Annotated in this window: 17 protein-coding genes; 13 read left to right on the top strand and 4 right to left on the bottom strand. The window is 71.5% G+C overall.

Annotated features, from left to right (window positions below):
* The first annotated feature begins 47 nt into the window (after window positions 1–47).
* From AMY39116_RS0313380 to AMY39116_RS0313415, 7 genes are all read left to right on the top strand, one after another.
* Window positions 48–827, top strand: coding sequence for a ribonuclease HII (locus AMY39116_RS0313380; RefSeq protein WP_027931788.1), 780 nt, complete (start codon window positions 48–50; stop codon window positions 825–827).
* Window positions 824–1,147 (top strand): DUF2469 domain-containing protein, encoded by a 324-nt coding sequence (locus AMY39116_RS0313385; RefSeq protein ID WP_017987585.1) that lies wholly within the window; start codon window positions 824–826, stop codon window positions 1,145–1,147. Before AMY39116_RS0313380 ends, AMY39116_RS0313385 begins: the two co-directional genes overlap by 4 nt.
* Before the next feature lie 798 nt (window positions 1,148–1,945).
* Window positions 1,946–2,320, top strand: coding sequence for a YraN family protein (locus AMY39116_RS0313395; protein WP_020418158.1), 375 nt, complete (start codon window positions 1,946–1,948; stop codon window positions 2,318–2,320).
* The gene (locus tag AMY39116_RS0313400; protein ID WP_020418159.1) at window positions 2,320–3,831 is read left to right on the top strand and encodes a YifB family Mg chelatase-like AAA ATPase; all 1,512 of its coding nucleotides are present in this window, start codon (window positions 2,320–2,322) and stop codon (window positions 3,829–3,831) included. Before AMY39116_RS0313395 ends, AMY39116_RS0313400 begins: the two co-directional genes overlap by 1 nt.
* A gap of 415 nt (window positions 3,832–4,246) precedes the next feature.
* Window positions 4,247–5,410 carry a DNA-processing protein DprA gene (gene dprA / locus AMY39116_RS0313405; RefSeq protein ID WP_020418160.1) on the top strand — a complete coding sequence of 388 codons (1,164 nt, stop codon included), beginning with the start codon at window positions 4,247–4,249 and terminating at the stop codon, window positions 5,408–5,410.
* A gap of 70 nt (window positions 5,411–5,480) precedes the next feature.
* Window positions 5,481–6,473 (top strand): tyrosine recombinase XerC, encoded by a 993-nt coding sequence (locus AMY39116_RS0313410; protein ID WP_020418161.1) that lies wholly within the window; start codon window positions 5,481–5,483, stop codon window positions 6,471–6,473.
* Between the two features lie 208 nt (window positions 6,474–6,681).
* Entirely contained in the window at window positions 6,682–7,662 is a 981-nt protein-coding gene (locus tag AMY39116_RS0313415) for a FliA/WhiG family RNA polymerase sigma factor (RefSeq protein ID WP_369794310.1), read from the top strand.
* On the opposite strand, the gene AMY39116_RS0313420 is transcribed toward AMY39116_RS0313415, so the two are convergent.
* Window positions 7,659–8,168, bottom strand: coding sequence for a peptidoglycan DD-metalloendopeptidase family protein (locus tag AMY39116_RS0313420; RefSeq protein ID WP_369794309.1), 510 nt, complete (start codon window positions 8,166–8,168; stop codon window positions 7,659–7,661). The two genes, AMY39116_RS0313415 and AMY39116_RS0313420, sit on opposite strands and share 4 nt — an antisense overlap.
* Before the next feature lie 746 nt (window positions 8,169–8,914).
* On the opposite strand from AMY39116_RS0313420, the gene rpsB reads away from it, so the two are divergent.
* The 5 genes from rpsB (at window position 8,915) to AMY39116_RS0313445 (ending at window position 12,971) form a co-directional block, all read left to right on the top strand.
* A complete protein-coding gene (gene rpsB / locus AMY39116_RS0313425) occupies window positions 8,915–9,736 on the top strand; it encodes a 30S ribosomal protein S2 (RefSeq protein ID WP_017987592.1) in 822 nt (273 codons plus the stop codon).
* Window positions 9,737–9,805: 69 nt separating this feature from the next.
* Entirely contained in the window at window positions 9,806–10,633 is an 828-nt protein-coding gene (tsf, locus tag AMY39116_RS0313430; protein ID WP_017987593.1) for a translation elongation factor Ts, read from the top strand.
* Between the two features lie 104 nt (window positions 10,634–10,737).
* Window positions 10,738–11,487 carry a UMP kinase gene (gene pyrH / locus AMY39116_RS0313435; RefSeq protein WP_017987594.1) on the top strand — a complete coding sequence of 250 codons (750 nt, stop codon included), beginning with the start codon at window positions 10,738–10,740 and terminating at the stop codon, window positions 11,485–11,487.
* A gap of 44 nt (window positions 11,488–11,531) precedes the next feature.
* Window positions 11,532–12,089 carry a ribosome recycling factor gene (gene frr / locus AMY39116_RS0313440; protein WP_017987595.1) on the top strand — a complete coding sequence of 186 codons (558 nt, stop codon included), beginning with the start codon at window positions 11,532–11,534 and terminating at the stop codon, window positions 12,087–12,089.
* Window positions 12,090–12,971: a phosphatidate cytidylyltransferase gene (locus tag AMY39116_RS0313445; protein WP_020418163.1), complete on the top strand. Its 882-nt coding sequence runs from the start codon at window positions 12,090–12,092 to the stop codon at window positions 12,969–12,971.
* 6 nt (window positions 12,972–12,977) lie between these two features.
* Here the strand turns inward: AMY39116_RS0313445 and AMY39116_RS0313450 are convergent, their stop codons facing one another.
* On the bottom strand, window positions 12,978–13,499 hold the full coding sequence (locus tag AMY39116_RS0313450; protein WP_020418164.1) for a GNAT family N-acetyltransferase: 522 nt from the start codon (window positions 13,497–13,499) through the stop codon (window positions 12,978–12,980).
* Between the two features lie 37 nt (window positions 13,500–13,536).
* Window positions 13,537–14,379 carry a VOC family protein gene (locus tag AMY39116_RS0313455; protein ID WP_027935885.1) on the bottom strand — a complete coding sequence of 281 codons (843 nt, stop codon included), beginning with the start codon at window positions 14,377–14,379 and terminating at the stop codon, window positions 13,537–13,539.
* An 84-nt stretch (window positions 14,380–14,463) separates the two neighbouring features.
* On the opposite strand from AMY39116_RS0313455, the gene AMY39116_RS0313460 reads away from it, so the two are divergent.
* The gene (locus AMY39116_RS0313460; RefSeq protein ID WP_020418166.1) at window positions 14,464–15,294 is read left to right on the top strand and encodes a class I SAM-dependent methyltransferase; all 831 of its coding nucleotides are present in this window, start codon (window positions 14,464–14,466) and stop codon (window positions 15,292–15,294) included.
* On the opposite strand, the gene AMY39116_RS0313465 is transcribed toward AMY39116_RS0313460, so the two are convergent.
* Entirely contained in the window at window positions 15,243–15,689 is a 447-nt protein-coding gene (locus AMY39116_RS0313465) for a PadR family transcriptional regulator (RefSeq protein WP_017987599.1), read from the bottom strand. The genes AMY39116_RS0313460 and AMY39116_RS0313465 overlap by 52 nt on opposite strands.
* Between the last annotated feature and the right edge of the window lie 203 nt (window positions 15,690–15,892).

Raw genomic sequence — 15,892 nt, forward strand, 5'->3', positions numbered from 1 at the left:
TGGGTAGGTCTTCGGCGGTTCTGGCCTCCTTCCGCCCGCCCAGGGCGATCGTCCGGGGTGAGACGGCGTGGGGTCTGCAGTCGGCGCTCGACCGGCGTGGTCTCGGCCCGGTGGCCGGGGTCGACGAGGCGGGCCGCGGGGCCTGCGCGGGTCCGCTGGTGGTCGCGTCGTGCGTGCTCCGGCCGGGGGACGCGGCCCGGCTGGCGGAGCTGAACGACTCGAAGCTGCTCACCGCGCTGGCCAGGGAGCGGGTCTACGAGCGGCTCCTGGTGCGCGCCCTGGACTACTCGATCGTCGTCATTTCGCCCGAAGAGGTGGATCAGCTCGGCATTCATGTCACCAACATCGAGGGCATGCGCCGGGCGGTGGCGGGGTTGCGGGAGTGCCCCGGGTACGTGCTGACGGACGGTTTCAAGGTGCCGGGTCTGCCGGCGCCGAGCGTGCCGGTGATCAAGGGGGACCGGGCGGTCGCGTGCGTGGCGGCCGCGTCGGTGCTGGCCAAGGTGACGCGGGACCGGATCATGGCCGAGACGCACCTGGAGTACCCGATGTACGGATTCGATGTGCACAAGGGGTACACGACCGCGGACCACGGCGCGGCGCTCGTCGAACACGGGCCGTGTGAGGTACACCGGTGGTCGTACACCAATGTGGCAGCGGCGGCCGCCGCCCACGGTCTGCGACCACCGCGGAAGGTCATGCTCACCGCTGCTGCATTGGGGCAGTCCGATGCTCCGGTACGTGCTCTGGAGGGCACCGTGGTTCAGAATGGGAGTTCCGCCGCCGGAGACCGGTCGAACTCGCGAGGAGGGGCGCGGATTTCATGAGCGCAGAGGATCTCGAGAAGTACGAGACCGAGATGGAGCTGTCGCTGTACCGCGAGTACCGCGACATCGTCAGCCAGTTCTCGTACGTGGTGGAGACCGAGCGGCGGTTCTACCTGGCCAACGCGGTGGACGTGCAGGTCAGGGACAGCGGGGGAGACGTCTACTTCGAGGTCCGCATGTCCGACGCGTGGGTGTGGGACATGTACCGCCCGGCCCGGTTCGTCAAGAACGTCCGCGTGATCACCTTCAAGGACGTGAACGTGGAGGAGCTGGAAAAGCCAGAGCTGAGGCTCCCCGAAGAGGGCCCGTTCTCCAGCTGACACCCCAAGCTCGACGAGGGACGTCCCCCAGCGGGGACGTCCCTCTTCTTTTGACCGCCGCACCTCACCGGCCGTCTGCCCCTTTCGCCACCTACCCGGGCCTGACCCCTGGCGCCCCCAGCGGCCGTCCGCCTCCTGGCGCGACCCCCAGCTGTCCGTCCCGGCGCCACCCACCGGCCCCCGCCTCCCGGCATCACCCAGCGGCTGTCTGCCCCTGTCGTCGTCTACCTGGCGTCTGCCTCCTGGCGGGAGCCACCGGCCGTCTGCCTCCCGGCGTCACCCAGCGGCTGTCTGCCCCCGGGCGCCACCCAGCGGCCGTCCGCCCCGGGCGCCACCCACCGGGGGTCTGCCTCCCGGCGCGACCTGCTGGCCGTCCGCCTCCCGGCGTGGACCTCACCGGCCGTCGGCCTCCCGGCGCGCCACACAGCCGTCCGCCCCCTGGCGCACCCCACCAGCCGTTCCCCCGGCGCCACCCACCTCTCGACTCTGCTTCTGCCCTCACTCCGGCCGCTGCGAGGCCCGTTTCCCATCTCGACCCGAATCCCGACCGTTGCCCGGCCCTTTCCCGCCTTCACCTGGGCTCCCGGCCGCCCCACGCGCCTCCAACCCCAGCTCATCTCCCGCCCGCCGCCCCTACCACCCGGGTCCGACATTTCCGCCCCACCGAGCCGCACCCCACCGCGGTTTGTCCACAACACCCCACTTGTCCACAGGCCCGGCAACTCGCTCTGTCGACGAAACCGCAGGTCATGGCACCGTCGAAGGCAGTGAACGACCACCGACCTTGGGGGACCAGCCATGACCACCGCGGCCAGACCCGCCCGCCACCTGACACTCGGCCGCCGGGGCGAGGACATCGCCGCGCGCCACCTGCAGAAGCTCGGCTTCGTCGTGCTGGCCAGGAACTGGCGCTGCCGCCAGGGCGAGCTCGACCTCATCGCCACCAACGGCCGCACGCTGGTCATCTGCGAGGTCAAGACCCGCACCCGGGAGAGCTTCGGCGATCCCGCGGAGGCGGTCACCGAGGACAAGGTCGCCCGCATCCGGCGCCTCGCCGGGCAGTGGCTGAGCATCCACCGCGTCGGTTGGTGCCGGGTCCGCTTCGACGTCATCGCGGTCTACGCGGATGGCGACGGCGAGCCCCGCGTCCGCCACATCCCGGGAGCGTTCTGATGCCGCTCGGACGCGCCTGGTCGGTGGCACTCGTCGGCCTCGACGGCCGCCTGGTCGAAGTCGAGGCAGACCTGGGCGGTGGTCTGCCGGGGATCAAGATGATCGGCCTGCCCGACGCCGGCCTGCGCGAAGCGAAAGACAGGGTCCGCTCGGCCATCCGCAACTCGGGCCAGCACTGGCCGGAGGACAAGCTCACCCTCGGCCTGTTCCCGGCGAACCTGCCCAAGCTCGGTTCTGGCTACGACCTCGCGATCGCGGTGGCCATCCTCGCGTCCGCGGGCAAGGTGCCGGCCACCCGGCTGCTCGGCACGGTCCTGCTGGGAGAGCTGGCGCTCGACGGCCGGGTGCGCGAAGTCCGCGGAGTCCTGCCCGGCCTGCTCGCGGCCCGCAAAGAAGGGATCAAGCGCGCGATCGTGCCGTCCGGGACGCTGTTCGAAGCTGCACTGGTCGACGGCCTCGAGGTCTACGGCGCGGCGAGGCTGCGGGACGTCCTTGCTTGGCTGGAGGGCGAAAACGCCCTGGCCCGGCCGGAACCACCCACCGAGAGCGAGCCGCCCAAGGGGCTGGATCTGGCGGACGTCGTCGGCCAACCCGAGGCGCGCTGGGCGCTCGAAGTGGCGGCCGCGGGCGCGCACCACCTCCTCCTCACCGGTCCGCCGGGCGTGGGGAAGACCATGCTCGCCAAGCGACTGCCCGGTCTCCTGCCCATGCTCTCGCCGGAGGAGTCGCTCGAAGTCACCGCCGTGCATTCGATCAACGGCAAACTGACACCCGAATCTCCGCTGATCAAAGTCCCGCCGTTCGTCGCGCCGCACTACTCGGTGTCCGAGGCCGCGCTCATCGGTGGCGGCGCGGGCATCGCCACACCGGGCCTGATCAGCCGCGCCCACCGCGGGGTCCTCTTCCTGGACGAAGCGGCGGAATTCGGATCGCAGCGGCTGGACTCCCTGCGCACGGTCCTGGAGGAGGGCGAGGTCAGCATCGCCCGCGCCCGCGGTTCGGTCCGCTACCCGGCGCGCTTCCAGCTCGTCATGGCCACCAACCCCTGCCCGTGCGCGCCACCCCGCGAAACAGACTGCACGTGCTCACCGACCGAGCGCCGCCGCTACCTCAGCAGGTTGTCCGGCCCGCTCCTCGACCGCGTCGACCTGCGCGTCCGGCTCCGCCCGATGACGGCGATGGGCCGCCACGAGAGCAGCGAGCCCGAGCCGACGGAGGTGGTCCGCAAACGCGTCCTGGCCGCCCGCGACCGCGCCGCCGCCCGCTGGAGCGAGCACGGCTGGAAGACCAACGCCGAGGTCCCCGGCCCCGCCCTGCACCGCGAGTTCGCCCTCCCACCCACGACGACAGCCCTGCTGAACCGAAGCCTGGAACGCGGCACGGTGACCGCCCGGGGCGTCGACAGGTGCCTACGGATCGCCTGGACGCTGGCCGACCTCGCCGACGCCGACGAACCCCAAGCCGACCACGTCGCCGCCGCGCTGGAGTTCCGAGACCGGAGGGCCGCATGAGCCCTCGACGTTCGCTGCGCAACCTCGGCCCTGGCCAAGGCGCAGGCAGTTCACACACGGAGGCCTGCACGAGCCTTCGCCACTCCTCCGCACCGCTTCGGCACCGGCCATGGCGCGCGTCGTCGCCCGTGCTTCGGTACCCGGCATTCGGGGAGGGCCGCATGAGCCCTCGGACCTCACCGCTTGCCACGGCGCATGTCACAACCCCGGTTCTCACACCGGCACTCTTGACGGGCCGCATGAGTCTTCGACGTTCGCGCCGTGCCACCTCGGAACTGGTCAGGAGCATGTCGCCATCCAGCTTCCGCGGAGGGCTGCAAGAACCTCCGACAGTCCTCTACACCGCTCCGGCACCGGCCGTGGCGCGCGTCGTCCGACCCGCTCCAGCACCGACACGCCACGCGGGGAGGGCCGCATGACGACCACCCCCGAGTCCGCCAGCGCCAAGCTCGACGCAGAGCGCCTGGCCCGCTCCTACCTGGTCCGTGTCGCCGAGCCGCCGGCACCCGCCGTCGTCGACTTTGTCGCTCAGCACGGACCCGTCGCGGCGGCTGAGGCGATCCGCGCCGGCGACTGTCCCAACCGCGTCCGCGACGAAACCGAGGCCCGCCGCACGCACGACCACGCCCAGCGCGACCTCGACGAAGGCGCTCGCCTCGGCATGCGGCTGCTGATCCCGGAGGACGACGAGTGGCCAGGTTGGCCGCTCCTGTCCCTCCAACTCGCCGCCAGCCGTGGTGTGCAGGGCGTCGCCCCACCGCTCGCGTTGTGGGTGCGCGGCCAAGTCCGCTTCGACGAGGCCGCCGAGCAGGCTGTAGCGATCGTCGGCGCGCGAGCTGCCACCGGGTATGGCGAGCACGTCGCCGGCGACTTCGCCTCCGCGTTAGCCGGCCAGGGCGTGTCGGTCTTCTCCGGCGCCGCCTACGGGGTCGATGGCGCGGCGCACCGCGGAGCCCTCTTCGTCGGCGGCACCACCGTCGCGCTGCTCGGCTGCGGTCTCGACGCCGGATACCCCGCTGGGCACGTCGTCCTGCTCGACAAGATCGCCGAGCACGGCGGTCTCGTCGTCAGCGAGTACCCGCCGGGCACACCGCCGGCCCGCCACCGTTTCCTCGTCCGCAACCGCCTCATCGCCGCGCTCAGTGAGGGAACCATCGTCGTGGAGGCGGGCCGCCGCAGTGGCGCCCGCAACACCGCGACCACGGCCGGCGCGCTCGGCAAGGTCGTGATGGCCGTGCCCGGGCCGATCACCTCCGCGTTGTCGATCGGCTGTCACGAACTGATCCGCGAATCCGGCGCCACCCTCGTGGCCTCGGTCGACGACGTGATCGAAACCGTCGGGCGGCTGGGCACACCCCGGCCCGAGAAGGTCCGCTCGAAACGGCCGACGGACGGTCTCGGGCCGGACGCCCTGCGCGTCCACGAGGCGCTCGACCGGCGCGAGGGCAAATCCGCCGAGCAGGTCGCCACCGAATCCGGGGTGCCGGTCGCCCGGGTCCGGGCGCTGCTGCCCGCCCTCGAACTCGACGAGTTCGCCGTGCGCTGCGAGAGCGGCTGGCGTCGCAGGTCGAGGAGGTGATGCGATCGTCATCTGCCGCCGGTGTGGCGATGCTTGACCGCACGCGTCCCTTCGCGCAGCGTGAACAACCATGTCCGCACGGGAATCTCGGGGCCGCAAAACGGACCTGCACGCCCTCCGGGACGCCCTGCCGCGCGCCGCCGCCGAGCTGGTCGACGCCTACGAACGCCACCTCGGGCTCGAACGAGGGCTGTCCCCGCACACGGTGCGCGCGTATGTCGGGGATGTGGTGTCCCTGCTGGGGTTCCTGCACGGTGAGGAGCCGCAGCCGGACGTCGCCGCGCTCGAGGGCCTGGACATCGGGACGCTGCGGGCCTGGCTCGCCGACCAGCGCAACGGGGGAGCCGGCCGGACCACCCTCGCGCGGAGAGCGGCCTCGGCACGGACCTTCACCGCCTGGGCCCGTCGCCAGGGCGCGCTCGACCACGACCCGGGTGCGAAGCTGGTCGCGCCACGCGTGCACCGGACCCTGCCGCCGGTGCTGCGGCCGGACGAGGCCGAGGACGTCCTGACGGCCGCGGGCAGCGGCGCGGCGCAGCAGGAACCGGTCACCTTGCGTGATCTCGCCGTCCTCGAGCTGCTCTACGCGACGGGTGTGCGGGTGTCCGAGCTGTGCGGGCTCGACGTCGACGACGTGGACTTCGGCCGCAGGCTCGTCCGCGTCCTCGGCAAGGGCGGCAAGGAGCGCATGGTCCCGTTCGGCGCGCCGGCCGACCGCGCGTTGCGCGGCTGGCTGGACCACGGCCGTCCGGCGGTGGCGGGTGCGGTGGCGAAGCCGCACGCATCCGCGCTGTTCCTCGGCGTCCGGGGCGGGCGGCTGGACCCGAGAACGGTCCGGCGGGTGGTGCACGAGGCCCTCGACGCGGTGCCCTCGGCGGCCGACATGGGTCCGCACGGACTGCGGCACACCGCGGCAACGCACCTGCTGGAGGGCGGTGCCGACCTTCGCAGCGTTCAGGAGCTACTCGGTCACGCTACGCTTGCCACGACACAGCTCTACACCCACGTGACCGTCGAGCGGTTGAAGGCGATCCATGACCAAGCCCACCCCCGATCCCGATGACCTCGGAGGACGGCAGGCAGGATCGTTGACACCGCCCGTCCCGTACGAGCCCGGAGAACGACCTGAGCCCGCTACCGAGAACGGTTTCCGTGTGACGGCCGATTTGCGAGCTACCCCTGCCCGCCCTGCCCCCGAGCAGGCCGGACACCCGACGCTGCCCGAGTCCGAACCGGACAGTGGGCTTCGGAGCGACCCCGCCGGCGCGCCCATCCCGGACCTCGGTCCTCGGAGTGAGGCGCTCGCGACTGATGCTGAGGCGCAGGCCGGGGCCAACGCGAGCGGCGATTCCCAAGCCGGTGCAAGGACACCCGGCGGCGCGGAAGCGTCTGCGACCACCGGCGCGGTCGCGGACAGCGAGGCGCAGGCCGGTGGCACGGCGGGCACCAGCACCGCTCCAGCCGGTGGGTCGTCCGCCCGGAGCGCGGGAGACGGTGACTCCGCGATCCAGGCGGTGTGGCGCGAGTTCCGCGAACGCCCGGAGCAGCGGCTGCGCGAGCGCCTGGTCCTGCACTACGCGCCGCTGGTCAAGTACGTCGCCGGGCGGGTCGGCACCGGGCTGCCCACGCACGTCGACGTCAGCGATCTCATCCAGTCCGGCATCTTCGGCCTGATCGACGCCATCGAGAAGTTCGAACCCGAGCGCGGCCTGCGGTTCGAGACCTACGCGATGCAGCGCATCCGCGGCGCGATCCTCGACGACCTGCGCTCGCAGGACTGGGTGCCCCGCGTCGTGCGCAGCCGCGCCCGCGAAGTGGAGCGCGCGCTCGAACGCCTCGGCGGCCGGCTGCGCCGCACCCCGACCGACACCGAGGTCGCGGCCGAGCTGGGCATCACCCTCGACGAGCTGCGTGACCTCTACAGCCAGCTCCAGCTGACCAGCGTCGTCGCGCTCGAGGACCTCATGGCGGCAGGCCGGGAGAGCGGTTCGCTGGTCGACACGCTCCCCGACGACGACGCCATCGACCCCGTGGCCGTCCTCGTCGACCGGGACAACCGCCGCCAGCTCGCCGAGGCCATCGCGCAGCTCACCGAACGCGACCGGATCGTGGTCAGCCTCTACTACTTCGAACGGCTGACGCTCGCCGAGATCGGTCGAGTCCTCGGCGTCACCGAGTCGCGGGTCAGCCAGCTGCATACGCGCGCGGTCCTCCGGCTGCGGGCTCGGCTCACGGAACAGGCCGGGGTCTAGCCGGTCCACGGCTTCAGTCGGATCGCCGAGCCAGTCTGGACCAGGGGGAGCGGGTTCAGGTACTCCTCGCCCCGTCGCACGCCCCAGTGCAGGCAGGCCTCGACCGGGCAGCCCGGATGCCCGGCCTCGACGACCCCGACCGGCTGGCCCCGCCACACCTGCGTGCCGACCGGCACCGACGGCGCGACCGGCTCGTAGGTGGTCCGCAACCCGCCGTCGTGGTCGATCGAGATCACCGGCCGCCCGGCGACGAGCCCCGCGAACACGACCACGCCCGGCCCCGCGGCCAGGACTTGCTGGCCGGGCGTGGCGGCCAGGTCCACGCCGCGGTGACCCGGCCCGTAGGGCCCGGACGGCGCCTGGAACGGCCGGACGACCACCGGCTTCGGCGACAACGGCCACCCGAACCGGGGATCCAGCTCGTCCGCCACCGCGCGGGCCACAGCCGCCGTCCCCGTCCCGGGAGGCCCGACCGTCCCGGGAGACCCGATCGATGTGCCGGGCACCGCCGCCGGTCCCTTGGCGGCCGGCTCCTGCGGCGAGCTGGCTCCGGCGGCTGTCGGCTCCTTCGCTGCCGGCCCCTGCGGTGAGCTGGCTCCGGTCGCTGCCGCCGCGTTGGGTGCCGACCCTTGCGGTGAGTTGGCTGCGGCGGTCGTGGGTCTCTTCGTTGCCGGTCCCTGCCGGGAGTTGGTGGCGGCCGCAGCGGCTGGCGCTGCCGTGCCTGGCGCCTCCGGCGGGTTCTCGGCCACCGCCGCACCCCGCCCCCACGGCACCTCGCCCACAGCGCCCACGGCAGCCGGGACCAAGAGCCACCCAACGGCGCTGACCAGCACGAACCCGACCAACCGGCGAATCACCACGATCATCGGCCCAGCCTGGCGCACATCGGGCTCCACGATCGGGCGGCGACAGAATCTGTGGACAACTCCGCCTTGCCTGTGGACAACCGCGCCCGACCAACCCATCCGCGGCGGCCTGGACCAAGCAGCCCGGAGCACCAGGCCGCCCGTGGTGAACCCCGCGCCGCCAGGGCGTACACTGTTCGCGCGGCCTGTCACGACAGGTCGACTTCGCGTGTACGTGCACGTTCCCGCTCACGGAACCCACGGCGCCCGGCGGTCCCCGAGGAGTCATCCACGGGGTCCGGGCATCGGCACTGCACCAGGGTCGCCGGCCACCCGGCCGACGGCGACAAAACCGGCCAGCGCGTCCCGCGGGGCGCGCGCTACACAGAAGAGGTGCGAATCCGGCCATGGCCGTCGTCACCATGAAGCAGCTGCTCGATTCCGGCGTGCACTTCGGGCACCAGACCCGCCGCTGGAACCCGAAGATGAAGCGCTACATCCTCACCGAGCGCAACGGCATCTACATCATCGACCTGCAGCAGACGCTGAGCTACATCGACCGTGCGTACGAGTTCATCAAGGAGACCGTCGCGCACGGCGGCACCATCATGTTCGTCGGCACGAAGAAGCAGGCCCAGGAGGCGATCGCCCGCGAGGCGCAGCGCGTGGGCATGCCCTTCGTCAACCAGCGCTGGCTCGGCGGCATGCTGACCAACTTCCAGACCGTCCACAAGCGGCTGCTGCGCCTCAAGGAGCTCGAGGCCCAGGAGCAGACCGGCGGTTTCCAGGGCCTCACCAAGCGCGAGATCCTGACGCTGACCCGCGAGAAGGAGAAGCTGGAGCGCACCCTCGGCGGTATCCGCGACATGCAGAAGGTGCCCAGCGCCGTCTGGATCGTGGACACCAAGAAGGAGCACATCGCCGTCGGCGAGGCGCGCAAGCTGAACATCCCGGTCGTCGCGGTCCTGGACACCAACTGCGACCCGGACGAGGTCGACTACCCGATCCCGGGCAACGACGACGCGATCCGCTCGGCCGCGCTGCTCACCAAGGTGGTCGCCGAGGCCGCCGCCGCCGGCCTGATGGCCCGCTCCAGCCGCAACGGCTCCGCCGCCGCCGAGGGCCAGGACAAGCCCGAGCCGGGCGTGTCCGACGAGCCGCTCGCGGAGTGGGAGCAGGACCTGCTGAAGAACAGCGAGGCCCCGGCCGAGCAGACCACCGCCTCCTGAACCTTTCCGGCACGGCCGCGCCGGACCGGCGCGGCCCCCAAACTTTCCGAGAGGAACGGACACCGCACGATGGCGAACTACACCGCGGCGGACGTCAAGCGTCTCCGCGAGCTCACCGGCTCCGGCATGATGGACTGCAAGAAGGCGCTCGAGGAGAGCGGCGGCGACTTCGACAAGGCCGTTGAGTTCCTGCGCATCAAGGGCGCCAAGGACGTCGGCAAGCGCGCCGAGCGCGCCACCGCCGAGGGCCTCGTCGCCGGCGACGGCGGCGTGCTGGTCGAGATCAACTCCGAGACCGACTTCGTCGCCAAGAACGAGCAGTTCCAGGAGCTCGCCAACAAGATCGTCAAGGTCGCGCAGACGCTGAAGACCGACGACGTCGAGAAGCTGGCCGCGGCCGAGCTCGAGGGCGGCAAGTCCGTCGGCGACGCCGTGCAGGAGCTGGCCGCCAAGATCGGCGAGAAGCTGGTCCTGCGCCGCGTGGTGGCCTTCGACGGCCAGGTCGCGACGTACCTGCACCGCCGTGGCACCGACCTGCCCCCGGCGGTCGGCGTGCTGGTCGAGTACAACGGCGAGGGCGACGGCGCCGCCGAGGCGGCCCGCAACGCGGCGCTGCAGATCGCGGCCCTCAAGCCGAAGTACCTGACCCGCGAGGAGGTGCCCGCCGACCTGGTCGACAACGAGCGCCGCATCGCCGAGGAGACCGCCCGGGCCGAGGGCAAGCCCGAGCAGGCCCTGCCCAAGATCATCGAGGGCAAGGTCAACGCGTTCTACAAGGACACCGTGCTGCTGGAGCAGCCGTCGGTCCTCGACAACAAGAAGACCGTCAAGGCGCTGCTCGACGCGGCCGGCGTGACCGTGACCCGGTTCGCCCGGTTCGAGGTCGGCCAGCCGTAACACGACGGCAGTGACGTGAGGGTGCCCCGTCTCCGTGATCACGGGGACGGGGCACACTCGCGAAGGCAGGCTCCACGAGAGCACCCGAGCGGGCGGAGGCGGACATGGGCGAGGCGAAACGAGCCGACGGCGGTTACCGGCGGGTGCTGCTGAAACTGGGTGGCGAGATGTTCGGCGGGGGAGCGCTGGGCCTCGACCCCGACGTCGTCCACTCCGTGGCCGCGCAGATCGCGGACGTCGTCCGCACCGGTGTGCAGATGGCCGTCGTCATCGGCGGCGGCAACTACTTCCGCGGCGCCGAGCTGTCCCAGCGCGGCATGGACCGCGACCGCGCCGACTACATGGCCATGCTCGGCACGGTCATGAACTCCCTGGCGCTGCAGGACTTCCTGGAGAAGGAAGGCGTCCCCACGCGCGTGCAGACCGCCATCACGATGGGCCAGGTCGCCGAGCCCTACATCCCGCGACGAGCCGAGCGGCACCTCGAAAAGGGCCGTGTGGTGATCTTCGGCGCGGGCACCGGGATGCCCTACTTCTCCACCGACACCGCCGCCGCTCAGCGCTCGCTGGAGATCGGCTGCGAGGCCGTGCTCATGGCCAAGGCCGTCGACGGGGTCTTCACCGCGGACCCGAAGAGCGACCCGAGCGCGAAGATGTTCGACGAGATCAGCCACCGCGAGGTGCTCGAGCGCGGGCTCAAGGTCGCCGACGCCACCGCCTTCAGCCTCTGCATGGACAACAACATGCCCATCATCGTGTTCAACCTTCTCACCGAGGGGAACATCGCGAGGGCGGTGCGTGGTGAGAGGATCGGCACGTTGGTGAGCACCTCCGGGGCCGGGCCCAGCGCCTGACCCCGAACGGACCGGGAACAACAGCACACACAACGGGAGTAGCCGTGATCGACGAGACCCTCCTCGACGCCGAGGAGAAGATGGAAAAAGCGGTGTCCTTCGCCAAGGAGGATCTGTCGTCGGTGCGGACCGGCCGGGCCAACCCGGGCATGTTCGCCCGCATCATGGTGGAGGCGTACGGGTCGACGATGCCGCTGAACCAGGTGGCCGGCGTCAACATCCCCGAGGCCCGCATGGTGATCGTCAAGCCCTACGACCAGGGGCAGCTCGGCGCCATCGAGAAGGCCATCCGCGAGTCCGACCTGGGTGTCAACCCGTCCAACGACGGCCAGATCATCCGCATCACCATTCCGCAGCTCACCGAGGAGCGGCGCAAGGAGATGGTCAAGATGGTCAAGGCCAAGGGCGAGGACGCCAAGGTCCACATCCGCGGTGTGCGCCGCAAGTCCAAGGAAGAGCTCGACCGCATCGCCAAGGACGGCGAGGCCGGTGAGGACGAGGTCGCGCGCGCGGAGAAGGAACTGCAGCACCTGACCGACAACTACGTGGCGAAGGTCGACGAGCTCGTCAAACACAAGGAAGCCGAGCTGCTCGAGGTCTGAATGCCACAGGTGAGCGAAGAACGCGAGAAGGCCCCGGTGGCTTCTCCCGAGCCGGCTGAACCGGCCAAGAAAACGTCGCGGGCCGGTCGCAACCTCCCCGCGGCGATCGGTGTCGGGCTGGCACTGGGTGCGGCGATCCTCGTGTCGCTGCTCACCGTGCGGTACCTGTTCATCGGGATCATCGCGGCGGCGATCGCCGTCGGCACCTACGAGTTCGCCCAGGCGCTGCGGCGCGCCGCGAACATCCGCCTCGCGCTGGTCCCGCTGCTGCTCGGCGGTCAGGCCATGCTGTGGCTGTCCTGGCCGTTCGGGTACGAGGGCGCCCTGATCGCGTTCGCGCTCACCGTGCTGGCGTGCCTGCTCTGGCGGTTGCCGGGCGGGCCGGTGGGCTACGTGCGCGACATCAGCGCGTCCGTGTTCACCGCCGCGTACCTGCCGTTGTTCGGCGCGTTCGCGGCGATGCTCGTCCCGCCGTCCGACGGGGTCGGCCGCGTGCTGGCGTTCCTGATCGGCGTCGTCGCGTCGGACACCGGCGGTTACATCGCCGGTGTCCTCAAGGGCAAGCACCCGATGGCGCCGTCGATCAGCCCGAAGAAGACGTGGGAGGGCTTCAGCGGCTCGCTCGTCGCGGGTGTCGTGGCGGGTTCGCTGACGCTGACGCTGCTGCTCGACGGGCAGGTCTGGCAGGGCGTGGTGTTCGGGGTCGCGATCGTGCTGACCGCGACCCTGGGCGACCTGGTCGAGTCGCTGATGAAGCGGGACCTCGGCATCAAGGACATGGGCACGCTGCTGCCCGGCCACGGCGGGCTGATGGACCGGCTGGACTCGCTCCTGCCCTCCGCCGTGGTGTCGTTCCTGCTGCTGTCGGCGTTCGTGAACTGACCGCGGTCAGCGGGACCACACGCCGAACCACTGCTCGGCGCCGTACTCCTCGTACCGCTCCACCTCGGTGAACCCCAGCTTCACGGCGAGGCGCAGCGCGCGCTCGTTGGCAGTCTGGGTGGAGAGCACCACTGGTTCGCCGGGATGCGTCCCGGCGAACCAGCCGAGCGCCGCCGCGCACGCCTCGGCCGCGTAGCCCGAGCCCCACGCCCGCGGCAGGAACAGGTAGCCGAGCTCGGCTTCCCCGGCCTCCGGGCGGACGTGCCCCGGGCGCTCCGCGTCGCGCGGGTCGAGGGTGATCATCCCGATCATCGCGCTGTCGAGTTCGACCACGAACAGCCCCGGGCGCCGTCCGGGCACTTCGGGCACCGAGCGCTCCAGCTCGTCGCGCGGCTGAGACCCGCCGACGTAGGCGCCGACCTCCGGTGACGCGAACAGCTCGATGAACGCCGCCCGGTCCCGGGCGGCGGACTCGCGGAGGACGAGCCGCTCGGTCCGGATCGGGGCGGGTGGCCAGGCGTCGAACATGGCGGCGAACCTATCGCACGCCAGCGGAAGCGACGGCTCAGTCGTCGTAGGGGTCGTCCACCTCGGCGCGGCCCCAGCCCTCGCTCGTGCGGGAGTGGTCGATGATCGAGAACACCGCGCCAGCCGGATCGGCGAGGATCGCGATCCGGCCCCACGGCGTGTCGTAGGGCTCCACCAGCACGGTGCCGCCCAGCATCAGCGCGTGTCCCGCCGTCGCGTCGGTGCCGCGCGCCGGGTCGACGCCGAAGTACACCATCCAGTGCGGCGGCGCCTGCGGCGGGTACTCCGGGCCCATCACGTACCGGTACAGCACTGGTTGCTGTTCCAGCCGCCACTCCACGTAGTCGATGCCGCGGTTGTCCCCCACCTGCAGGCTCGTGTACGAGAAGAGCCGGGTGAAGAAGCCGTCCGCCGCCTCGCCGTCGCGCGTGTTCAGGTCGGCGCCGGAGAAGGTGTTCGGGAAGCCCGCCGCGAACGCCCAGTCCGCCGGCGGCTGCCACAGCACGAACGGCGCCCCGGACGGCTCGATGCCGTGCAGGATGCAGCCCCGGTGCGGCAGCACGGTCGGTTCGAGCGTGACGACTCCGCCGAGCCGCTGCACCCAGTTCGCCGCCGCGTGCGCGTTCTGCACCGAAATGTTGATCATCCAGGCGCTCGCCTGGTCCGGCGCCGCCTGGTAGAGGCCGCCGACGGGCACACCGTCCATCGTGCCGATCAGGTACCGGCCGGTGCGCGTCGCGGGATCGCGGCTGAGCAGGAAGGTCCAGCCGAACAGGCCTTCGTAGAACCGGTGGGAGGCCGCCTCGTCGACGCTGGCGAGCTCGACCCAGCACGGCACCCCGGAGGGCAGGACGGACGGGGCCGAAGATCCGAGGGACATACCGCCTCCGATCGGTGGGGAGGGCAGCAAGTCTATGCCGAACGCGAAGCGCTTTCCGGGCATCGTCTCGGATATCCTTGCGGTGTGTGGAAGATCGCCCGGCGTGGGCAGCGGACCACGTCCAGGGCGGACGTCCTGCCCAGCCCGAACATCTGGTACTACCCGGACACCTACGAGCTGGAGAACCGCGCGCAGGACGTCGAAGGCGACATCTGGCGGGTCCTCGCCGACGAATGTCCCTGGCAGGGCAAGGATGTGCTGGACGTCGGCTGTGGGGACGGTTTTCACCTGCCCCGCTTCGCCGAGTCCGCGCGGTCGGTGATCGGCGTCGAACCACACGAACCGTTGGTGCGCCGGGCGGAAAGCCGGGTCACCGGGCTGTCCTCGGTGCGGGTGCTGCGTGGTTCCGCGCAGTCGATCCCGGTTCCCGACGCCAGTGCCGACATCGTGCACGCGCGCACCGCGTACTTCTTCGGCCCCGGCTGCGAACCCGGTCTGCGCGAGGCGGATCGCGTGCTGCGCCCCGGGGGTGCGCTGGCGATCGTCGATCTGGACGTGTCCAGTGAGCCGTACGGCCGGTGGATGCGGGCGGATCTGCCCGACTACGACCCGGCCGCGGTCGACGCGTTCTTCGACGGCCAGGGTTTCCGCTGCCGTCGCGTGACGGCGAAGTGGCGGTTCGCCGACGCCGAAAGCCTCGCGGCGGTGCTGCGCATCGAGTTCAGCCCCGAGGTGGCCGACCGCGCGATCGAAGACGTCCTGCGGGACAACGGATCACGCGGCCGGCACGCTGCGGGCTTCACGGTGCCGGTGGGCTACCGCGTTCTCGTCCGCGACAAGCCCACCGGCCTCGTGCTGCCCGGTCACTCCTCGTCGTCCTCGTCATCGGTGTCGATCTCGCCGAGCACGGCGTAGATCGACCGACGGGCCTCGTTGAGGATCTCCGCGGCACGCCGCTTCTGACCCGGCGTCCCGGCCTGGGACACCTGGACCGCGGCGGCGGCCAGCATCGCACCCGCCTTGCGCAGGTCGACCTCGTTGGGGTCGACGTCCGAGGCGATCTGCTCCCACGGCGGCTTCCCGTCCTGGTTCGCGGCCGCCTCGCGCCCGGCGTCGGTCAGCTCGAACAGGCGCTTGCCGCCGTCCTCGCGGGCCACCACCAGGCCTTCGTCGGCCAGCAGCTGCAGGGTCGGGTAGACCGAGCCGGGGCTCGGCCGCCAGAAACCGCCGCTGCGCTCGGCGATCTCACTGATGATCTCGTAACCGTGCCGCGGCTGCTCGGCCAGCAGGGCGAGGATGGCGGCGCGCACGTCGCCCCGCCGTCCTCGCCGCCCGCGGTGCGGGCCACGAGGGCCGCGCCCCCGGAACTCGCCACGCGGACCGCCCGGGCCCCAGCCCGGGGGGAACTCTCCGAAACCACCGCGGGCGAACGGGCCGAAGGCGGGCCGTCCGTGCGGCGGGGGGAAGTGTCCGTGTCTCATGTCGGTCTCCTTCCGTACTGTTCCGACATGTT

It is taken from the genome of Amycolatopsis sp. ATCC 39116, assembly GCF_000231075.2.
Classification (GTDB): domain Bacteria; phylum Actinomycetota; class Actinomycetes; order Mycobacteriales; family Pseudonocardiaceae; genus Amycolatopsis_E; species Amycolatopsis_E tucumanensis.